The sequence below is a fragment of the Variovorax sp. GW823-FHT02B07 genome (genome assembly GCF_058797695.1).
This window is the reverse complement of record NZ_JBXAJX010000002.1, coordinates 1132112-1151696: the sequence shown is the minus strand read 5'-3', so window position 1 is coordinate 1151696 and position 19585 is coordinate 1132112. Positions and strand designations below refer to the sequence as shown.

General features: G+C 70.7%; 10 protein-coding genes. 6 read left to right on the top strand and 4 right to left on the bottom strand.

Annotated elements, in window-relative coordinates:
* The first annotated feature begins 26 nt into the window (after window positions 1-26).
* On the top strand, window positions 27-1106 hold the full coding sequence (locus AC1RGU_RS16305) for a quinone-dependent dihydroorotate dehydrogenase (RefSeq protein WP_492696890.1): 1080 nt from the start codon (window positions 27-29) through the stop codon (window positions 1104-1106).
* Between the two features lie 27 nt (window positions 1107-1133).
* Here the strand turns inward: AC1RGU_RS16305 and AC1RGU_RS16300 are convergent, their stop codons facing one another.
* The 4 genes from AC1RGU_RS16300 to AC1RGU_RS16285 form a co-directional block, all read right to left on the bottom strand.
* A complete protein-coding gene (locus AC1RGU_RS16300) occupies window positions 1134-1835 on the bottom strand; it encodes a phage holin family protein (RefSeq protein ID WP_492696889.1) in 702 nt (233 codons plus the stop codon).
* An 87-nt stretch (window positions 1836-1922) separates the two neighbouring features.
* Window positions 1923-2219, bottom strand: coding sequence for a glycine zipper domain-containing protein (locus tag AC1RGU_RS16295; RefSeq protein ID WP_056580064.1), 297 nt, complete (start codon window positions 2217-2219; stop codon window positions 1923-1925).
* A gap of 133 nt (window positions 2220-2352) precedes the next feature.
* Window positions 2353-3456: an NAD(P)/FAD-dependent oxidoreductase gene (locus AC1RGU_RS16290; RefSeq protein ID WP_492696888.1), complete on the bottom strand. Its 1104-nt coding sequence runs from the start codon at window positions 3454-3456 to the stop codon at window positions 2353-2355.
* 35 nt (window positions 3457-3491) lie between these two features.
* The gene (locus AC1RGU_RS16285) at window positions 3492-3614 is read right to left on the bottom strand and encodes a hypothetical protein (RefSeq protein ID WP_062479916.1); all 123 of its coding nucleotides are present in this window, start codon (window positions 3612-3614) and stop codon (window positions 3492-3494) included.
* A 1246-nt stretch (window positions 3615-4860) separates the two neighbouring features.
* Between AC1RGU_RS16285 and AC1RGU_RS16280 the strand changes: the two genes are divergently transcribed.
* Genes AC1RGU_RS16280 through AC1RGU_RS16260 form a run of 5 tightly spaced genes read left to right on the top strand, consistent with a single transcriptional unit; the run spans window position 4861 to window position 19570 of the window.
* Window positions 4861-12066 carry an amino acid adenylation domain-containing protein gene (locus AC1RGU_RS16280; RefSeq protein WP_492696887.1) on the top strand — a complete coding sequence of 2402 codons (7206 nt, stop codon included), beginning with the start codon at window positions 4861-4863 and terminating at the stop codon, window positions 12064-12066.
* Window positions 12063-17060: an amino acid adenylation domain-containing protein gene (locus AC1RGU_RS16275; RefSeq protein ID WP_492696886.1), complete on the top strand. Its 4998-nt coding sequence runs from the start codon at window positions 12063-12065 to the stop codon at window positions 17058-17060. Before AC1RGU_RS16280 ends, AC1RGU_RS16275 begins: the two co-directional genes overlap by 4 nt.
* A 2-nt stretch (window positions 17061-17062) precedes the next feature.
* On the top strand, window positions 17063-17836 hold the full coding sequence (locus AC1RGU_RS16270) for a 4'-phosphopantetheinyl transferase family protein (RefSeq protein WP_095745677.1): 774 nt from the start codon (window positions 17063-17065) through the stop codon (window positions 17834-17836).
* Window positions 17833-18654: a serine aminopeptidase domain-containing protein gene (locus tag AC1RGU_RS16265; RefSeq protein ID WP_307693139.1), complete on the top strand. Its 822-nt coding sequence runs from the start codon at window positions 17833-17835 to the stop codon at window positions 18652-18654. Before AC1RGU_RS16270 ends, AC1RGU_RS16265 begins: the two co-directional genes overlap by 4 nt.
* A complete protein-coding gene (locus tag AC1RGU_RS16260; RefSeq protein WP_062473263.1) occupies window positions 18647-19570 on the top strand; it encodes an alpha/beta hydrolase family protein in 924 nt (307 codons plus the stop codon). Before AC1RGU_RS16265 ends, AC1RGU_RS16260 begins: the two co-directional genes overlap by 8 nt.
* Window positions 19571-19585 lie beyond the last annotated feature (15 nt).

Sequence of the window (19585 nt, the reverse complement as noted above, 5' to 3'; positions counted from 1 at the left end):
GGCTCATTGAAGTCGAGAATTATCCGATGCCCCTGCTGTTGCCCTCTTCGCTCTATGGCCTGGCCCGCCCTTTTCTGTTCGGTTTCGACCCCGAGCACGCCCATGAAATCACCCTCGACGGGCTGGCCCGCACCCAGAACACGCCCTTGGCCTGCGCCTACGCGGCGACGCGCGTCGAAGACCCGATCCAGCTGGCTGGCCTGAATTTCCCCAACCGCGTCGGCCTGGCCGCCGGGCTGGACAAGAACGCACGCTGCATCGACGCCTTCGCGGCCATGGGCTTCGGTTTCGTCGAGGTCGGCACGGTCACGCCCAAGGGCCAGCCCGGCAACCCGAAGCCGCGCATGTTCCGCCTGCCGCAGCGCGATGCACTGATCAACCGGCTCGGCTTCAACAACGAAGGGCTCGACGCCTTCCTGGCCAACGTGCAGAAGGCCCGTTTCCGCAAGCAGGCCGGTGGCAGCAAGTCGCCCATGCTGCTGGGCCTGAACATCGGCAAGAACGCAGCCACGCCGATCGAGCGCGCGGTGGACGACTACCTGGCCTGTCTGGACGGCGTCTACCCGCACGCGGACTACGTGACGATCAACATCTCCAGCCCCAACACGGCCAACCTGCGCTCGCTGCAGAGCGACGAGGCGCTCGACGCCCTGCTGGGCGCCGTGGCCGAGCGGCGCGAAGCGCTGGCCACGCGCCACGGCAAGCGCGCGCCGCTGTTCGTGAAGATCGCCCCCGACCTCGACGACGCGCAGGTCGCGGTGATCGCCGCCACGCTGCAGCGCCACCGCATGGACGGCGTGATCGCCACCAACACCACGCTCGCGCGCGACGCGGTGGCCGGCCTGCCGCACGCACAGGAAGCCGGCGGCCTTTCGGGCGCACCGGTGCGCGAAGCCAGCAACCGCGTCATCGCGCAACTGCGCGCGGCGCTGGGCAAGGACTTTCCGATCATCGGGGTGGGCGGCATCCTGAGTGCAGCGGATGCCAAGGCCAAGATCGCCGCGGGCGCGGACGTGGTGCAGATCTACACCGGCCTGATCTATCGCGGCCCCGGGCTGGTCCGCGAAACGGCCCAGGCGTTGCAGCAGGATCGCCGCAGGGCCTGAGCCGGTTTTCTTCTAGCTACCGGTGGCTCAGCGCATGCGCCAGAGCACCGGCGCAATGACCGTGGCCCAGCGCAGCAACCGCTTCGGGCGGATCACCGCCACAGCGGCGGCAGCGACCACCCCGGCGGCCACCGGATGCTCGCGCGCAATGCGCAACGCGGTTGCCGCGGCCGACTCGTTCGCAGGCTCGCCCGAGGCCGGCTGCGTCTCGCGACCGCCCTGCAGGGTGGCGATGCGTTCGCGCTGGCGTTCCATGCGGGCCAGCAGCTCTTCGCGTGTGACGGGGCGCGGCGGACGCGGCGCTTCGTCGTCCAACTCCGGGTCCTTGCCGAGGTTGAAGCGGTCCTGGACCCAGGCCCAGTCGCGCTCGAACTCGTGAAAGGTCGGCACGAAGCTGTTGGAGGCATTGCTCAGGCTGCGCATCAGGCCGATGACGGCCGCCAGCCACAGCACCGCCCAGACACCGGCCACCACCCAGGCGGCGGTGACGCGGTATGGCGTGTCCCAGTAATGCACGACCACCGCCATCGAAAGCAACGCCACCGCGACGGTGGTCAGCCCCAGCACGGCGACGACCAGGACAAGGGTCAGCTTCAGGCGCTGCTTCTCGTCCTCCCAGGCCATGCGCAGCAACTGCACCCGGTCCTCGGCCGCCAACGCACCTTCGGCGGCGGCGATGCGCAACCGGCGGATGCGGGCACCGAGCCCGAACAGGGACAGCAGTCTCATGCGCCGCCTCCGCCCTCACCGGCCACATCAGCGTGGCGACGGCGAACGAAGGGACGGCGGTGCGCGCTCAGGCCGGTGCAGTGACGCTCAGCGGCGGCCAAGCAACAGGCCCACCAGCACGCCGACGGCCAGTGCGGCGCCGGCAACCTGCCAAGGTTCGTCGTGGGCGTAGGTGTTGGTGGCGGTGGCCGCCTGGCGCGCCTTCTTGGCGGCCAGCTTGCTCTTTTCGGAAGCCAGCTCGCGCGCGATGGCGAGCTTGGTGTCGATGCGTTGGCGCAGCGCCTTGATGTGGGGAACCGAATCCAGGTCCTTGCTGGCCAGCACGCCGCGCACGTCGCTTGCGATATCTTCGGCTGCTGCTTCAAGATTGTTGGATGCACTCATTGGAATCTTTCCTCCGTGATGACACCGGCACCGCGCCGGCGGCTTCACGCCAGCATATGGCGTGCTGTCATGTTACAGGCTCGAAAGCCCCTCATGCGCGACAGATGTGCTCAGTTGTGCCCGAGTGCATGCATCAGGCCTCGGCGAGCAGGTCCGCAACGTGCCGTCCGATGGCCAGGCAACTGGTGAGTCCGGGCGACTCGATGCCGAACAGATGGACCAGCCCCGGCACCCCATGCGACGCCGGCCCCGCGATCACGAAATCGGCCGCGGGCTCCTCCGGCCCCGAGATCTTCGGACGCATGCCGGCATAGCCCGGGATCAACGCGCCGTCGGGCAACGCCGGCCAGTACCTGCGCACCTCGTCGTAGAAGCGTTCGCCGCGTGCGGGATCGACCACGAGATCATCGGCCGCCTCGACCCACTGCACGTCGGGCCCGAACTTGGCCTGCCCGCCGAGGTCGAGCGTCAGGTGCACGCCGAGCCCGCCCGGCTCCGGCACGGGATAGATGAGCCGGCCGAAAGGCGCGCGGCCCGCGAGTGTGAAGTAGCTGCCCTTGGCGAAGTACTCGCGCGGCACCACCGACGCCGGCATGCCTTCGAAGCGGCGCGCCAGCGCCGGTGCGCCCAGCCCCGCGGCATTGACCACGGTGCGGCAGCGCAGGGCCGTGCCATCGGCGGCGATCAGCACGACGGCCCCATCCCCGCATTCGGCGCGTTCGATGGGCGACTTGAGCGCGAGCATGCCGCCCGCGTTCTCGAGGTCGCCGAGCAGGCCCAGCATCAACGCGTGGCTGTCGACGATGCCCGTGCTCGGCGAATGCAGCGCCGCCACGCAATGCAGCTGCGGCTCCATCGCGTTGGCTTGCTGCGCGGTGAGCAGCACCAGATCGTCCACGCCGTTGGCCGCGGCCTTGGCGCGGATCGCGTCGAGCTGGCCCACCTGTTCGGCCGAGGTCGCCACGATGAGCTTGCCGCAGCGGCTGTGCGGCACGCCGCGTGCCTGCGCGTAGCTGTAGAGCGCGTCGCGTCCTTCCACGCACAGCGTCGCTTTCAGCGACCCCTGCGGGTAGTAGATGCCCGCGTGGATCACCTCGCTGTTGCGCGAACTCGTTCCCGTGCCGATGGCCCCTTCGGACTCCAGCACCAGCACCTCCCGGCCCGCGAGCGCCAATGCGCGCGCCACGGCCAGACCCACCACGCCGGCACCGATGACGGCGCAATCGATTTCATCCATCGCGCGAGCTTAGCGCGGCGCGACGGGCGCTCTGCCTACCTCGCGCTGGGTGGCGGCTCGGGGTCGGTGGGCTCGTCGGGCGCGTGCTCCGGCCCTTCGTCGGGCTCGACCGGCAGGTCGGGCGTGATCGGAGACGGAAGATCGGGTTGGGTGGCCATGGCTGCACTCCTTCGTTCCATCTCTTCGTTCTAGCGCGTTCTCACGCGCCTGCAAGCGGCCCGTGGCGGAAGGCGTCGTCGGTGCGCACCGACAACAGGCCTTCGCCCAGGCGTTCCAGCAACAGGGCCACGCACGCTGCTGTGTCCTCGCCCCTCCCACACCACACAGGGAGGATCACCGTTCGCGATGCATGGCAGGGCCAGTCTAGGCACCGCCGCGCCTTCGCACATGAGCGAAGCGCCCTTTGGTGAGGGTGCCATGCGCCCTGCCCGGCGCGCATGCGAGCGTGACAAAGCGCCTGCCTGGGACCGGGTACCTGACGCGGCCCCCACGATCCGCCGGTCGCGTCGAGAAAAACGCCGTCCGTCCGGCCTGAAAAACCCGTGCCCGCAAAGCATTCGCGCCGCGGTCCGACGGTGAATTGCGGACGAAATGACGGGCCCGCTGCGTCGATGCCCCGACCCGGCTCAGGCCTTCCCGCCGGCGCGACGGAAATCAACCGGGATCAATGCCGGTACCCATGGCGCGACCGCCTTTCCGAAATTTGCCGGCGATTGTCGCAATGCATCCCCGCGCTCCGTGCGCTGACAGAGGGGAAAGTACCTCAATCCCCATTGCCCTCTATTTCATTAAAACAATGGACATCATTTGAATTTCAATGATCGCCAAGAATCACGAAAAATTGCATCCCAGGCACCAAAAATCAGATGACAAGTAACATTTTCAATTAGATATTTTAGGCCTTTGAGGATTTCAAAATTCACCCTCGAATTAACCAAAAGACGAAAAAACCATTCCACAGAAGAAAAACATCTACCCCATTCTGAGTGCTCAACGCTCAAATGCCGATTCCTTCCAACTGTCTCAATTCGCGAAAAGTTTCTTGTCAACCGTCAAAACTTGTCTGATTTCAGAAACCTTCATAGAAGTGATACCGAAACTCAGACTCGCAGGTCTGCAGACATAGCAAAGAAGAATGGCCATTTTTTCGAATCGACGTTCCATCATGGCTTCCTACAGGGGTGACAAAACGCCCACCACAAATGGCCTTGGTACCTCAAATGTCATGGCTTAGGTAGTTCGATTCGGAAATATTTATATCCAAATGTAAACATGGAGAAAAGAGCCAAACAGAAGGCTCACCAAGTTCATAGGATCGCGACAAACCAAGAACCAAATCCAATTGAAATCAATTCGATTCCTTCAATTGAATTTTCCATTCACAGTCTGCAGCCGGGTAATTGCATGGAAACCCACATTGCTTCGTCGCCGGAGGCCGCCGTGGCTTCGCAGGCCGCGCTGGGCGATCTGTTCGTGTCGCCGCCCGCGCGCACGGCGGCAGGCGAACGGCTCGACGTCTCGCTGGTCCTCGAAGCCGGGTTCGCGCAGCGCTGGCTCGCCTCGCTGGGCACCACGGGGTACCTGCCCGACACGCTCTTCGTGGGTGCCTGGCTGCTGCTGCAATCGCGCTGGCTGGGCGCGGCCCTGCCGGGGTCTCACGGCATGCCGACGTCGCTGCCCGGCACAGCCAGCGCGTGGCTGACCCAGCTCGACCTCGACCGGCGGGCCACGCCGCACACCGCCGACACCCTGCCGCCCCTGCGGCTCGAAGCCCGGACAGCACTCCCCGCCAGCCTGCACCTGGACGTCGACGCGAGCCTGATGGACGCGCCCTGCGCCAGCCGCCTGCTCGCAGCCATCGCCGACACCGCCGCCGATCTGCTGGTGCATCCCGGTGCGGCGCTCCACAACATCCGCGCCCTGCCCGACGCCGACCGCCGCGACCAGCTCGCCGCCTGGGCCACGCCGCCCGCCGCGCCCGACCTGTCGCTCACCGTGCCCGCCGTGTTCCGCCGCCGGGCCGCGGCCACGCCCGACGCGGTGGCGCTGGTGGAAGGCGACGAAACGATGACCTACGCCGAGCTCGACGCGCGCAGCGACCGGCTCGCACGGCGCCTGCAGCAGTCGGGTGTGCAACCGGGCGACCCCGTCGGGATGGTGTTCGAGCGGTCGATGGCCGCCATCGTCGCGATGCTCGGCATCCTCAAGGCGGGCGCGGCCTACGTGCCGGTACCCACCGACTTTCCGCCCGAACGCGTCGCCACGATGTTCGACCAGGCCGGCGTGACCCGGGTCGTGACGACCGAGGCGCTGGCTTCTCTCGTGCCGGCCCCCCGCACCGCCGTGCGCATCGACGCGCCCGAAGACGGCGCGGACCCCGCGCCGTGGACACCGCCGGCCTTCGACGGCGAATCGCTGGCGTACCTCATGTACACCTCGGGCTCGACCGGCGTACCCAAGGGCATCGAGATCAGCCATCGCGCCATCCTGCGGCTGGTCGTTGATGTCGACTACATCGAACTCGCACCCGGGCGCGCGATGCTGCACGCGGCGCCGCTCGCCTTCGACGCCTCGACGCTCGAGGTCTGGGGGCCGTTGCTCAACGGCGGGCGCTGCGTGATCCACGACGAACGGGTACCCACCGGCGCCGGCCTCGCGCGCACCATCGCCCGCCACGAGGTCCACACCGCCTGGCTCACGGCCTCGCTCTTCAACGCCGTGGTCGACGGCGATCCGCAGCATCTCGCGGGCCTGGCGCACCTGTTCACCGGCGGCGAGGCGCTGTCGGTACCCCATGTGCGGCGCGCGCTCGACGCACTCCCCGGGCTCACGCTCAGCAACGGCTACGGGCCGACCGAGTGCACGACCTTCGCGGCGACCCATCGCATCGAGCGCGCCGCGATCGCAGCGGGCCCGCGCTCGGTACCGCTCGGGCGCCCGATCAAGGACACCGTGCTGCGCGTGCTGAGCCCGACGCTCGAGCTGCTTCCCAGCGGACTCGTGGGCGAGCTGTGCATCGGCGGACACGGCCTGGCGCGCGGCTACCTGGGCCAGCCCGAACTCACGGCCGCGCGCTTCGTGCCCGATCCTTTCGGTGCGCCGGGCGAGCGGCTCTACCGCACCGGCGACCTCGCCCGCTGGCTGCCCGACGGCACCGTCGAATTCATCGGCCGCATCGACGGCCAGGTCAAGATCCACGGCCATCGCATCGAGACCGGCGAGGTCGAGGCGGCGATCCTCGCGCACCCCGCGGTGCAGTCCTGCGCGGTGGTCGCGCGGCCCGGTCGCGACGGCCAGCTGCGCCTGGTCGCCTACCTGGTCGCCCGCACGCAGAAGCTGGCGTGGGACACGCTGCGCGCGCACCTGGCGACCCGCCTGCCCGCGCCGCTGCTGCCGTCGGCCCAGGTGTGGCTTGCGCAACTCCCCGTCACGCCCAACGGCAAGCTCGACCGCAACGCCCTGCCCGAGCCGGCCGCCGAGCGCCCCGAACTCGCGCAGCCTTTCGAGGCCGCGCGCGATGCGCTCGAGCAGCAGGTGTGCGACGCCTTCGCGCGCGCGCTGGGCATCGACAAGGCCGGGCGCCACGACAACTTCTTCGACCTGGGCGGCAGCTCGCTGCTGGTGCTGCAGGTGCTGGCGGACCTGCAGCGCGAAGGCGCGCCGCCGCTGTCGACCAACCTCTTCTTCCGCCACCCGACGCCGGGCGCCATCGCGGCGCAGTTGCAGTCGGCTGGCGAGGCGCCGCAGACGCCACAACCCGTGCCCGTGCGCGAGGACGCCGCCAGCGTCCCCGAGCCCATCGCTCTCATCGCCACCGCCGGTCGCTTCCCCGGCGCGGGCGATGTGGAGCAGTTCTGGGACAACCTCGTCGCCGGGCGCGACACCATCAGCTTCTTCGACGACGCCAGCCTGGACGCCGGCGTCAGCGAGTCGCTGCGCCGCGACCCGGCCTACGTGCGGGCGCGCGGCGTGATCGACGGCATCGAGGGCTTCGATGCCGCCTTCTTCGGCATCGGCCCGAAGGAAGCCGCACTCATGGACCCGCAGCACCGCGTGTTCCTCGAGATCTGCTGGGAGTGCCTGGAGCGCGCGGGCTACGTGCCCGACGAAGCGCCGGGCCCGGTGGGCGTGTACGCGGGCACGTACAACGCGACCTACTTCCAGCGCCACGTCGCCTCGCGGCCCGACCTCGTGGAGGCCGTCGGCGAATTCCAGGTGATGCTGGCCAACGAGAAGGACTACATCACCACCCGCGTGGCCAACCGGCTCAACCTGCGCGGGCCGGCGGTGAGCGTCAACACCGCATGCTCGACCTCGCTGGTCGCGGTGGCCCAGGCCTTCCATGCGCTGCGCACGGGCCAGTGCTACATGGCGCTGGCGGGCGGCGCCTCGGTCACCTGCCCGCCGCGCAGCGGCTACCTCTACAACGAGGGCTCGATGCTCTCGCCCGACGGCCACACGCGCAGCTTCGACGCGCAGGCCAAGGGCACCGTGTTCAGCGACGGCGCCGCCGTGGTGCTGCTCAAGCGGCTGTCCGACGCGCAGGCCGACGGCGACACCGTCTATGCCGTGCTGCGCAGCGCCTGCGTCAACAACGACGGCGGCGCCAAGGCCAGCTTCACCGCGCCCAGCGTGGACGGCCAGGCGGCGGTGATCCGCGCCGCGCTGGCCGCGGCGGACGTGGACGCACGCAGCATTTCCTACGTGGAGGCGCATGGCACCGCCACGCCGATGGGCGACCCCGTCGAGGTCGAGGCGCTGGCCGTCGCGTACGCCGAGCACACCGACGCGCGGGGCTACTGCACGCTCGGCTCGCTCAAGAGCAACGTGGGCCACATGGTCACGGCCGCGGGTGCCGCCGGCCTCATCAAGACGGCGCTGTCGCTGCACCACGAACTGATTCCGCCCACCGCGCACTTCACGGCGCCGAACCCGGCGATCGACTTCGCGCGCACGCCGTTCCACGTCAGCAACCAGCTGCAGCCGTGGCCGCGGGCCGCGCTGCCGCGCCGCGCGGGCGTCAGCTCCTTCGGTGTCGGGGGCACCAACGCGCACGTCGTGCTCGAGGAGGCGCCGGCGCGGCAGGCGCGCACCACGCAACCGGGTGTCCATGTGCTGGCGCTGTCGGCCCGCTCGGAGGCCGCGCTGGCGGTCGCGACGCAACAGCTGGCGACGCACCTGGAGGAACAGCCCGAACTCTGCCTGGGCGACGCGGCATTCACCCTGTGCGTCGGCCGCAAGGCCCATGCCTTCCGCCGCGCCGTGGTGGCCGGCGATGCGGCGCAGGCCATCGAGGCCTTGCGCTCGGAGAACACGGCGTGGCGCGTGAGCGACCGGATCGCCGAGCGCGCGCCGCAGCCCGTGCTGATGTTCCCGGGCCAGGGCGCGCAGTACCCGGGCATGGGCCGCGCGCTGCATGCGGGCGACCCGGTGTTCGCGGCCGCGTTCGACAACTGCCTGCGTGCCTTCGAGGGCTCACTGGACTTCGACCTGCGCGAACGCATGTTCGCAGACGACCCGCAGGCGCTCGCGCCGACGGCCGTCACGCAGCCCGCGCTCTTCACGCTCGAGTACGCGCTCGCACGGCGGCTGCTGTCGCTGGGCCTGCGCCCGCACGCGCTGATCGGCCACAGCGTCGGCGAATTCGTCGCGGCCGTGATCGCCGGCGTGATGCGCCTGGAAGATGCCGCCCGGCTCATTGCCCGCCGCGGCGCGCTCATGCAGGCACAGCCCGCCGGGACGATGCTGTCGGTGCGGCTCGGCGCGGACGCGCTGGCCTCCCGGCTCGCGGCCTCGCCCCAGGTCTCGCTCGCCGCGGAGAACGCACCCGGCGCCTGCGTGGCCGCCGGCCCCGCCGAGGCCATCGCCGAACTCCAGGCCGCGCTCGAAGCCGAGGGCGTCGCCTGCCGGCTGCTGCAGACCTCGCACGCCTTTCACTCCGCCATGATGGACGCCGCGGTGGCGCCCTTCGAGGCGCTCGTGAGCCAGGTGGCGCTGCACGCACCGCAGATTCCCCTTTACTCCACGTTCACCGGTCGCCTGCTCGAAGACGCACAGGCCACGAGCCCGGCCTACTGGGCGCAGCACCTGCGCGGCACCGTGCGCTTCTCGCCGGCGTTGCAGAGCGCGGCGGACGACGCCACCCATCCGGTGTTCGTGGAAGTCGGCCCCCGCAACACGCTGGCCGCGCTGGTGCGACAGCACCGCCTGCCAGGCCTGGCCCCGGCGTCGAAGGCCGGCGCGGTGGCGGTGTCGCTGCTGCACGGCGAGCCGGCCGACGAGACCCGGACCTTGCGCCTGGCCGCCGCGCGCCTGTGGACCTGCGGCGCCGAGGTCGACCTTGCCCTGCTCGCACCGCGCGCCGGCGCCCGGCGCGTGTGCCTGCCCACCTACCCGTTCGAACGCAAGCGCCTGTGGGTCGACATCGCGCCCGCCGCGCCGGTGTCACCGGCCCTTGCGCCCGCCCTGCCTGTTTCATTGGAGCCGATCGTGACCGCTGCAGCGCCCTCGCCTGACCTTCCTCCGCCTTCTTCCCCGCCGTCCGAGGCGTCGCGCGCGGCGTCGGTCGACAGCCGATTGCGGGCCCTGTTCGAAGACATCTCGGGCATCGACATGGCGCAGGCCGAGGGCCAGGCCCCGTTCGGCGAGATCGGGATGGACTCGCTCACGCTGACCCAGGCGGCCACGCAGATCAAGAAGCGCTTCAAGGTCGAGCTGAGCTTCCGTCAGCTGATGGAGAACTACCGCAGCTTCGACGCGCTGGCCGCGTACCTGCTGCAGAGCCTGCCGCCCGAGGCCGAGCCGGTGGCTGTGCCCGCCACGCCCACCATGCCTGCGGCCTCCGCCGTGCAGGTGTCGATGCCAACGCCACCGCAAGGGCTTGCGCAGCCCACCGGCCTGCTGAACCAGGTGATCGCGCAGCAGGTGGAGCTGATGCGCCAGCAGCTCGCGCTCCTGTCCGGCGCGGCCGCGCCAGTGGCGGTGGCAGCGATGCCCGTGTCGGCCGAGGCCGTGCCCGCCGCGCAGCCACAGCCGCCCGCCGAAGCGCCGCTTCGCTACGACGTCAACAAGGCCTTCGGCGCCATCGCCCGCATCCACACCCAGCGCACCGCCGAACCCAGCGCGCGGCAGAAGGCACGGCTCGCCACCTTCGTGCGGCGCTATGTCGAGCGCACGCCAAAGAGCAAGCGCTTCACCGAGGACAACCGCGCCCACATGGCCGATCCGCGCGTGGTCAACGGCTTCCGTCCGCTGACCAAGGAGATCACCTACCAGATCGTGATCGAGCGCTCCAAAGGTTCCAGGCTGTGGGACCTCGACGGCAACGAGTACGTCGACGCACTCAACGGCTTCGGGCTGAACCTGTTCGGCTGGCAACCCGACTTCGTGCAGGACGCCGTGCGGGCCCAGCTCGACGCGGGCTACGAGATCGGGCCGCAGCATCCGCTCGCGGCCGACGTGACCCGCCTCATCTGCGAGCTCACGGGCAGCGAGCGCGCCGGCCTGTGCAACACCGGCTCCGAAGCCGTGATGGCGGCGCTGCGCATCGCGCGCACCGTCACCGGCCGCAGCACGGTGGTCGCCTTCACGGGCTCCTACCACGGTACCTTCGACGAAGTGCTGGTGCGCGCCGGCAAGGGCGGCAAGGGCCTGTCGGCCGCGCCCGGCGTGATGAGCGGCATGTTCGGCGACATCCGCGTGCTCGACTACGGCACGCCCGAGGCGCTGGCCTTCATCCGCGACAACGCCGCCGACCTGGCGGCCGTGCTGGTCGAGCCGGTGCAAAGCCGCCGCCCCGACTTCCAGCCGCGCGAGTTCCTGCACGACGTGCGCGACGTCACCGCGAAGAATGGCTGCTGCCTCATCTTCGACGAGGTCATCACCGGCTTTCGCAGCGCGCTGGGCGGTGCGCAAGAGCTGTTCGGCGTGCGCGCCGACCTCGCCACCTACGGCAAGGTGATCGGCGGCGGCTTTCCGGTCGGCGTGATCGCCGGCAAGCGCGAGTTCATGGACGCGCTCGACGGCGGCGCCTGGCAGTACGGCGACGACTCGATCCCGGGCGTGGGCGTGACCTACTTCGCCGGCACCTTCGTGCGCCATCCGCTCGCGCTCGCGGCGGCCAAGGCCTCGCTCACGCACCTGAAGGAGGCCGGGCCCGCGCTGCAGGCCGGGCTCACAGCGAGCACGACCGCCATGGCCACGGAACTCTCGGGCTGGTGCCAGGAGGTCGGCGCGCCGATCGAGATCCGTCATTTCGCGTCGCTGTGGCGCGTGAGCTGGCTCGAAGACCAGCCGCTGCAGGACCTGCTGTTCGCCATGATGCGCAGCCGCGGCGTGCACATCCTGGACAACTTCCCGTGCTTCCTCACGAGCGCGCACAGCGCCGAGGACATCGCCTTCCTGCAGCGCGCCTTCAAGGAATCGGTCGCCGAGATGCAGGAATCCGGCTTCCTTCCGCGCCGCGCTCCCGCCCCCACCCGCTTCGACGCGCGCAAGCCCGTCGAGGACGGCAGCGTGCTGGCCCGCGACAGCGACGGCCAGCCGTACTGGTACGTACCCGAAGACGCCGCCTTGCACGAGCGCCTCATCAACGGAAAGGCCGCAGCATGAACGCCGCACTCAAGCCCACCGCGAGCGGTGGCCTCGTCGAATGCATCATCGCGACCACCGAGTCGCAGCGCGAAATCTGGCTCGGCGCCACGCTGAGCCCCGAGGCCTCGATGGCCTACAACGAGTCGGTCGTGCTGCGCCTGCGCGGCGCGCTGGACGGCGACGCCTTGGCGCGCGCCACCGACCGGCTGCTCGAACGCCACCAGGCGCTGCGCGCCACCATCTCGCCGGACGGCACCTTCATGCTGGTCAGCCCGCCGGCCGGGAACCACCTGGTGCGCCACGACCTGGGCGGGCTCGCGCCCGAAGCCCTCGCGCAGGCGCTGCACGCGGCCCATGACGAGGCGGTGTGCACGCCGTTCTCGCTCGAGCACGGGCCGCTGTTCCGGGCGGTGCTGTACCGCCTGGGCGATGACGAGCACGAACTCGTGATGTCGGCGCACCACGTGGTCTGCGACGGCTGGTCGTGGGCGGTCATCACCGAGCAGCTGGGCCACCTCTATGCCGAGGAAACCGGCATCGGGCTGAAGCTCAAGGCCGCACCGCTCTTCGCGGACTTCGCCGCCGAGGAAGCCGTCGCGGCCGCGAGCCCCGACATGCAGGCGCACATCGACTACTGGCTGGAGCGCTTCGCGGGCAACACGCAGCCCGTGCTCGACCTGCCGCTGGACCGCCCCCGCCCGGCCGCCCGCACCTTCAATTCGCGCCGCGCCGAGCGCCTGCTCGACCGGCGCGTGGTGGGCGCCGTGCGCATCGCGAGCACCAAGGCCGGCGTCAGCCTGTTCACGGGCCTGCTCAGCGGCTTCGTCGCGACGCTGCACCGCCTCACGGGCCAGGAAGACATCGTCGTCGGCATCCCGACCTCGGGCCAGCTCGCGCACGACGTGCCCGGCCTGGTCGGCCATTGCGTGAACCTGCTGCCGCTGCGCATCGCCGCGCATCCGGCCATGCGCTTCGACGCGCTGATGGACGAATGCAGCACCGCCGTGCTCGACGCCTTCGATCACCAGGCCCTGACCTACGGCGCGCTGCTGGGCCAGCTGTCGCTCGAGCGCGACCCGAGCCGGCTGCCGCTGGTGAGCGTGACCTTCAACGTCGACCCCGACGTGGCGAGCAGCGCGCAGGCCTTCACCACGCTCGACGTGGTGCAGGACACCATCGCCCGGCGCTACGAGAACTTCGAACTCTTCGTGAACCTGCGCCCGCACGCCGGCAGCCTGCAGGTCGAGGCGCAATACAACACCGACCTGTTCGACGACGTGAGCGTGCAGCGCTGGCTCGACATGTTCGAGTGCGTGCTGCAGTCGGCCGCGCACAAGCCCGACGACACCATCGGCGGGCTCGACGTGCTGTCCGCCGGCGCCGCGCGTGCGCTGCTGGCGCTGCAGCCCGCACGCGTGCCGCTGCGCGGCGCGCCGCTGGCGCACGCCGGCTTCGTGGCGCGCGTGCCGCAGCAGCCGCACCGCCCGGCGGTGCGCGACGGCGCGCGCAGCTGCAGCTACGGCGAACTCGATGCGCTGTCCAACCGCCTGGCGCGTGCGCTGCGCGCGCGCGGCGTGGGCCGCGGCCAGCGCGTGGGGCTGTGCCTCGAACGCAGCCTGGAGATGGTCGTCGCCATGCTGGGCATCCTCAAGGCGGGGGCGTCCTACGTGCCGATGGACACCTCATTTCCGCAGGCGCGGCTGGACCACTACGCCAGCGACGCCACCCTCAGCCTGATGCTGACCTCGTCCGACATCGCGGTGGCGCCGCGCGACTGGCGCGCCGACGCCGACCAGCGCGTCTTCGAGATCGATCGCGACACCGCCTGGCGCCAACTCTCGGGCGAAGCGCTGCCGCCGAGCAGCGACGACCCGGGCTCCGAAGACGCGGCCTATGTGATCTACACCTCCGGCTCGACCGGCCTGCCCAAGGGCGTCATCGCGCATCACCGGGGCGTGGCGCACCTGCTGCAGTGGATGCAGCGCGAATCGGGCATCGGCCCGTCCGACCGCATCGCCGCCGTCACCACGCTGTCGTTCGACATGGCCGTGCCCGACCTGCTGCTGCCGCTGGCGGCGGGCGCCGAACTCGTGATGGTGCAGCGCGAGGTCGCGATGGACGGCAACCGCCTGTCGCAAGCGCTCGACGACGAACAGATCACGCTGCTGCAGGCCACGCCCGGCATGTGGCAGCTGCTGCTCGATGCCCAGTGGGCCGGCGGCACGCCCGGTTTCCGCGGCTGGACCGGCGGCGAGGCGCTGCGCCCGAGCATGGCACTGGCGCTGTGCGAGCGCATGGAAGGCCTGTGGAACGGCTACGGCCCGACCGAGACGACGGTGTACTCCACGGCTTGGCATGTGCGTCCCGAAGAGATCGCCTCGCGCGGCATCTCGATCGGCAGGCCCGTCGACAACACCGAGATCTGGATCCTCGATGCCGACCTGCAGCCCTGCCCGATCGGCGTGCCTGGCGAAATCTGCATCGCGGGCGAAGGCGTCTCGCTGGGCTACCTCGACCGCCCCGCGCTGACCGCCGAGCGCTTCGTCACGGTGCGCATCTTCGGCGCCACGAAGAAGGTCTACCGCTCCGGCGACCGCGGCCGCTGGCGCAACGACGGGCTGCTCGACCACCTCGGCCGGCTCGACTTCCAGGTCAAGGTGCGCGGCTACCGCATCGAGCCCGGCGAGATCGAAGTGCGCTGCTGCGAAGTGGCCGGCGTCTCGCGCAGCGTGGTCGTGGCCCGCGAGGACAACCCCGGCGACGTGCGCCTGGTGGCCTACCTGGCGCTGGCGCCCGAGGGCGGCTTCGACCTCGATGCGCTGATGGTGCACCTGCGCAAGCACCTGCCGGCCTTCATGCTGCCGCAGCACGTGGTGACGCTCGACGCCCTGCCCACGCTGGCCAACGGCAAGGTCGACCGCGTCTCGCTGCCGCCACCGCAGGCGGTGGCGCGCAACGAGGTGCGGCGCGGCGCCGGTCCGCGCAACGCGCACGAGCGCAAGGTGCTCGCGGTCATGGAGAAGGTGCTGAGCCTGCCGGGCCTGGACATGCACGACAACTTCTTCACCATGGGCGGCCACTCGCTGCTGGCCGCGCGGCTCACCACGCTGCTGAGCCGCGAGTTCCAGGTCACGCTGCCGCTGCGCGCGCTGTTCGAGGCGCCCACGGCCGAGAAGCTGACCGCGGTCATCGAGGCCCTGCAGGGCGCGGGCGTCGGCCTGCAGGCGCCGATTGCCTGCCACCCCGATCGCCGCAGCGCGCCGCTCACGCCCTCGCAGGAACGCATCCGCTTCATGGAGCAGCTGTACACGGGCCGGTCGGTCTACAACGCACCCTCGGCGCAGCGGCTCACCGGCAAGCTCGACGCGGCGCGCTTCGAAGGCGCGCTGCGCGAAATGATCCGCCGCCAGCCGTCGCTGCGCACCAGCATCGGCTTCGACGAAGACACGGGGCGGCCCATTCAATCGATCGCAGCGTCGGTGGAGTTCGCCCTGCCGCTGGTCGACCTGCGCGGCCTGCCCGCTGACCAGCGCGAGGCCGAGCTGGTCGAGCAGATGCAGGAGCTGGCCGACCGGCCGCTCGACATCCACAGCGCGCCGATGATGCGCGCGACCCTGTTCCAGCTCGACGACAACGAGCACGTCTTCCTGTTCGTGCCGCATCACCTGATCTGGGACGGCTGGTCCTTCGACCTGATGCAGCGCGAGCTGGGCGCGTTCTACGACGCCGCCGAACGCGGCCGTCCGCACAACCTGCCCGCGCTCGCCACCACCCACGGCGACTATGCCGAGTGGCTGGAAACCTGGCTGACCGAGCCGGCCTGCGAAGAGCAGCTCGCGTTCTGGCGCGGCCGGCTCGCCAGCGCCAGGGCCGTGCGCCCGCCCCGCACCGACATGCCGCGCCGCGCGGGCAAGAGCGGCCAGGGCGGCGCGCACTGGATCCACATCGACCTGCAGAGCACGCAGCGGCTGCGCGAGGTGGCGCGCGACATGGACGTGACGCTCAGCATGCTGACCTTCGGCATCTACGCGCTGACCATGGCCCAGGCGACCGGCAACGACGCCATCGTCATCGCGAACCCGGTGCGCGGGCGCCAGCAGGCCGAGACGGAAGACGTCATGGGCTTCTTCAACAACGTGCTGCCGGTCTCGCTCGCGGTCGACATGGCGCTGCCGCTGCCCGACTTCATGCGCTACGTGAAGCAGGAGCTGCTGTCGATGATGAACCACCAGCAGGTGCCCTTCGAGCGCCTGATGGCCGAGCCCGGCTATGCGGGGCAGATCAAGGCCTCGGGGCCCTACCAGGCGATGTTCTCGTTCCAGGACGCCCGCGAACGCGCACGCACCGTCGGCAGCCTGCAGACCCGCCAGGTGCACGTGATGCAGCACGGCGCCACCGACGACGTCGGCGTGTGGCTGATGGACAAGCCGCACGGCCTGGAAGGCGCGCTGCTCTACAACGCCGACGTGTACCTGCGCGAGACCGGCGCCCAGCTGCGCGAGCGTTATCTCGAGGTGCTGGCCCGCGTCGCCGACCACCCGAACGCCACGCTCGCCGAGATCGCCAGCGCCGAAGGCTCGGCCAGCGCACGCTATCTGCGCAAGCTGGCGGCCGACGAGGCGGACAAGAGTGCGCCGGCCGAGCCCCTCAACGGCGACGCGCGCGAGGCGAAGCGCGGACTGCTCAGCCCCGAGCACGCCCAGCTGGCCCAGATCTGGGCCGACGTGATCGGAATCGATGTCGACGAGATCCGCGCCAGCGACAACTTCTTCGACCTCGGCGGCGACTCGCTGCTGGTGCTGCGCGCCGTGCAGCAGGCGGCGCAGACGCTGGGGCACCGCGTGGAGCCGCGCCGCTACCTGTTCGAGAACCTCGGGCAGATCGCGTCCTCGGCGCACGGCACGCCGCACGGCGTGCCTTCGGACCTCGCCGACCTGGCCGCCGGCACGGCCGCGCATGCACAGCGCGGCGGGCTGCTCGGCGCACTCGGCAGCTGGCTGCGCAAGGGGTGACCATGACCGGCGCCGCCAACGCACTGTCCATCGACGCACCGGTCTGCCGGTACGTCGAGCTGGACAGCTTCACCGACACCCTGCCCGCCCAGGTGCTGTCGGAAGAAGAGCGCGCACGCGCCGAGAACCTGCGCTTTCCCGTCGACCGGCAGCGCTTCGTGGCGGCCCATGTCGCGCTGCGCCAGGCGCTGTGCGCGTACACGGGCCTGGCCCCCGACGCGCTGACGCTGGCCATCGGCGCCTTCGGCAAGCCGTCGCTGGCGGGGCATCCGCGCACCCAGTTCTCGCTGAGCCACAGCCAGGGCCTGGCATTGATCGCCATTGGCGGGCGCGGCCCGCTGGGCGCCGACGTCGAGCTGCTGCGCCCGATGCCGGACGCGGCCGACCTGGCGGCGGCGCATTTCACGCGGCGCGAACAGGAGGCGCTGGCCGCCCTGCCCGCACACGAACGCGACCAGGCCTTCCTGACCTGCTGGACCCGCAAGGAAGCCTGCCTGAAGGCCATCGGCGTGGGCCTGCTCGTGTCGCCGCAGAGCTTCGACGTGGGCCTGGCACCGGACAGCCGCAGCGTCGAGCTGCCGGTGGCCGGCCGCATCCTCGTGCTGGCGCTGGGGCCGGCACCCGCGCGGGCGGACAGCGTGGGCTCGCTCGCCGAATGGCGCCATACCGAAGCCCGCGCCCGGCCCTCGCAGGCCGACCCCGAAGGCCGCCGCATGCGCCCCCTGAATCCGCGCAAGGGGATGAGCGAAGCGCGATGCGCAGGGGGTGTCGCATGACCCTCTTCACGCCGCTCATGTTCGGGCCGGCCTCGCGCCAGGTCTTCGGCGCGTTCCACGCCGCCGACGACCACCGGGGCGAGCCCACCGCGGTGCTGCTGTGCCCGCCTTTCGGGCAGGAGGGCCTGCGCACCCACCGCTTCTTCAAGGTGCTGGCCGAACGCCTCGCGCGCGCCGGCATCGCCACGCTGCGCTTCGACTTCTACGGCTCCGGCGACTCGCCGGGCGACGAGAGCGAGGGCGAGCTCGACGGCTGGCGCCGCGACCTGTGCGCGGCGCACGAGGAGCTGCGGCGGCACGCACCCCATGCCGCCATCGTGTGGATCGGCGCGCGGCTGGGTGCCACCCTGGCCGTGCTGGCCGCGCGCAACGGGCGCTGCGACCCGGCGCGGCTGGTGCTCTGGGAGCCGGTGATCGACGGGCCGGGCTACGCGCGCCTGCTGCGCGAGCGGCACGTCGAGGCGATCGACACGACCTTCTGCATTCCCGACCTGTCCTGGCGCCGTCACCTCGCGCGGGACCCGGACGCGCTACCCGAGGAGGCGCTGGGCGTGCGTCTCTCGCCGGCGCTGCAGGCGCAGCTGCGCGCCCTCACGCCGCAGTCGCTGCCGCTCACGGCCCTGCACGACACCCTGGTGCTGGCCCCGCCCGACGACACGTCCACCGCGCAATGGGCGGCCGAGCAGCAGTCGCGCCACATGCCGGTGCGCCTGGCCTACCTGAGCCACCCGCTGGACTGGACGTCCGACCCCTTTCCCCACAGCGCGATGGTGCCGGCCGATGCGCTCAACCGCCTGCAGGGAGCGATCCATGAATGACATGACGCAGACCCCGGTGTGCTTCGGCCCCGGCAACGCACTGATGGGCATGCTCACCCTTCCCGCGCAGCGCGTGCCGGCGCCCGTCGCCTGCCTGATGTTCAACATGGGCGCGAACCACCGCGTCGGGCCACGCCGCATCAACGTGAAGCTGGCGCACCTCCTGGCCGCGCGCGGCGTGGGCAGCCTGCGCTTCGACCTGGGCGGCATCGGCGACAGCGAGGCGCTGGACACCGGGCCTGACCTGCAGACGCGCGCCGTGCACAGCCTGCAGGCCGCCATGGACCTCGTGCAACGCATGCAGGGCATCGGCCAGTTCGCGACCGTGGCCATGTGCTCGGGCGTGGAGCACGCCATGTCGGCCGCCGCGGTGGACGCGCGCATGGTGGCGCTCTCGCTGTTCGACGGCTTTGCCTTCCCCCAGCGGCGCACGCGCTGGGAGCTCACGGTGCGCCGCGCGCTCGCGGCGCCGCTGCACCCGTCGTTCCCCGGCAAGGCGCGGCGCTGGGTGCTGCGCCATCTGCCGGGCAGCACGGTGGGCAAGCCGCTGCCGGGCTACTTCGTGGACCGGCGGCCGCCCAACGTCAACGCGATCTGGTTCGAAGCCACGATGAAGCGGCTGGTCGAACGCGAGGTGGCGGTGCAGCTGCTGTATTCGGGATCGCTGCATGTCTGCGACCGCGACCGCGACCAGCTCGGCGCCCTGCGCCGCGAACCGTTCATGCAGGGCCTGCAGTACGAGTTCATGCGGGACGTGGACCACACCGTCTGCACGGTGAAGGGCCAGCAGCTCTTCCTGCAGTCCGTCGGCGACTGGGTCGTCGAGCACTGTCTGGCCACCGGCAGCCCGCAGCGGCAGGACCGCCCGGCGACAGGCACCCCGCGCGCGATCCCGGCCACGCTCGCCGCGCCCTGAAACAACAACCGAAGC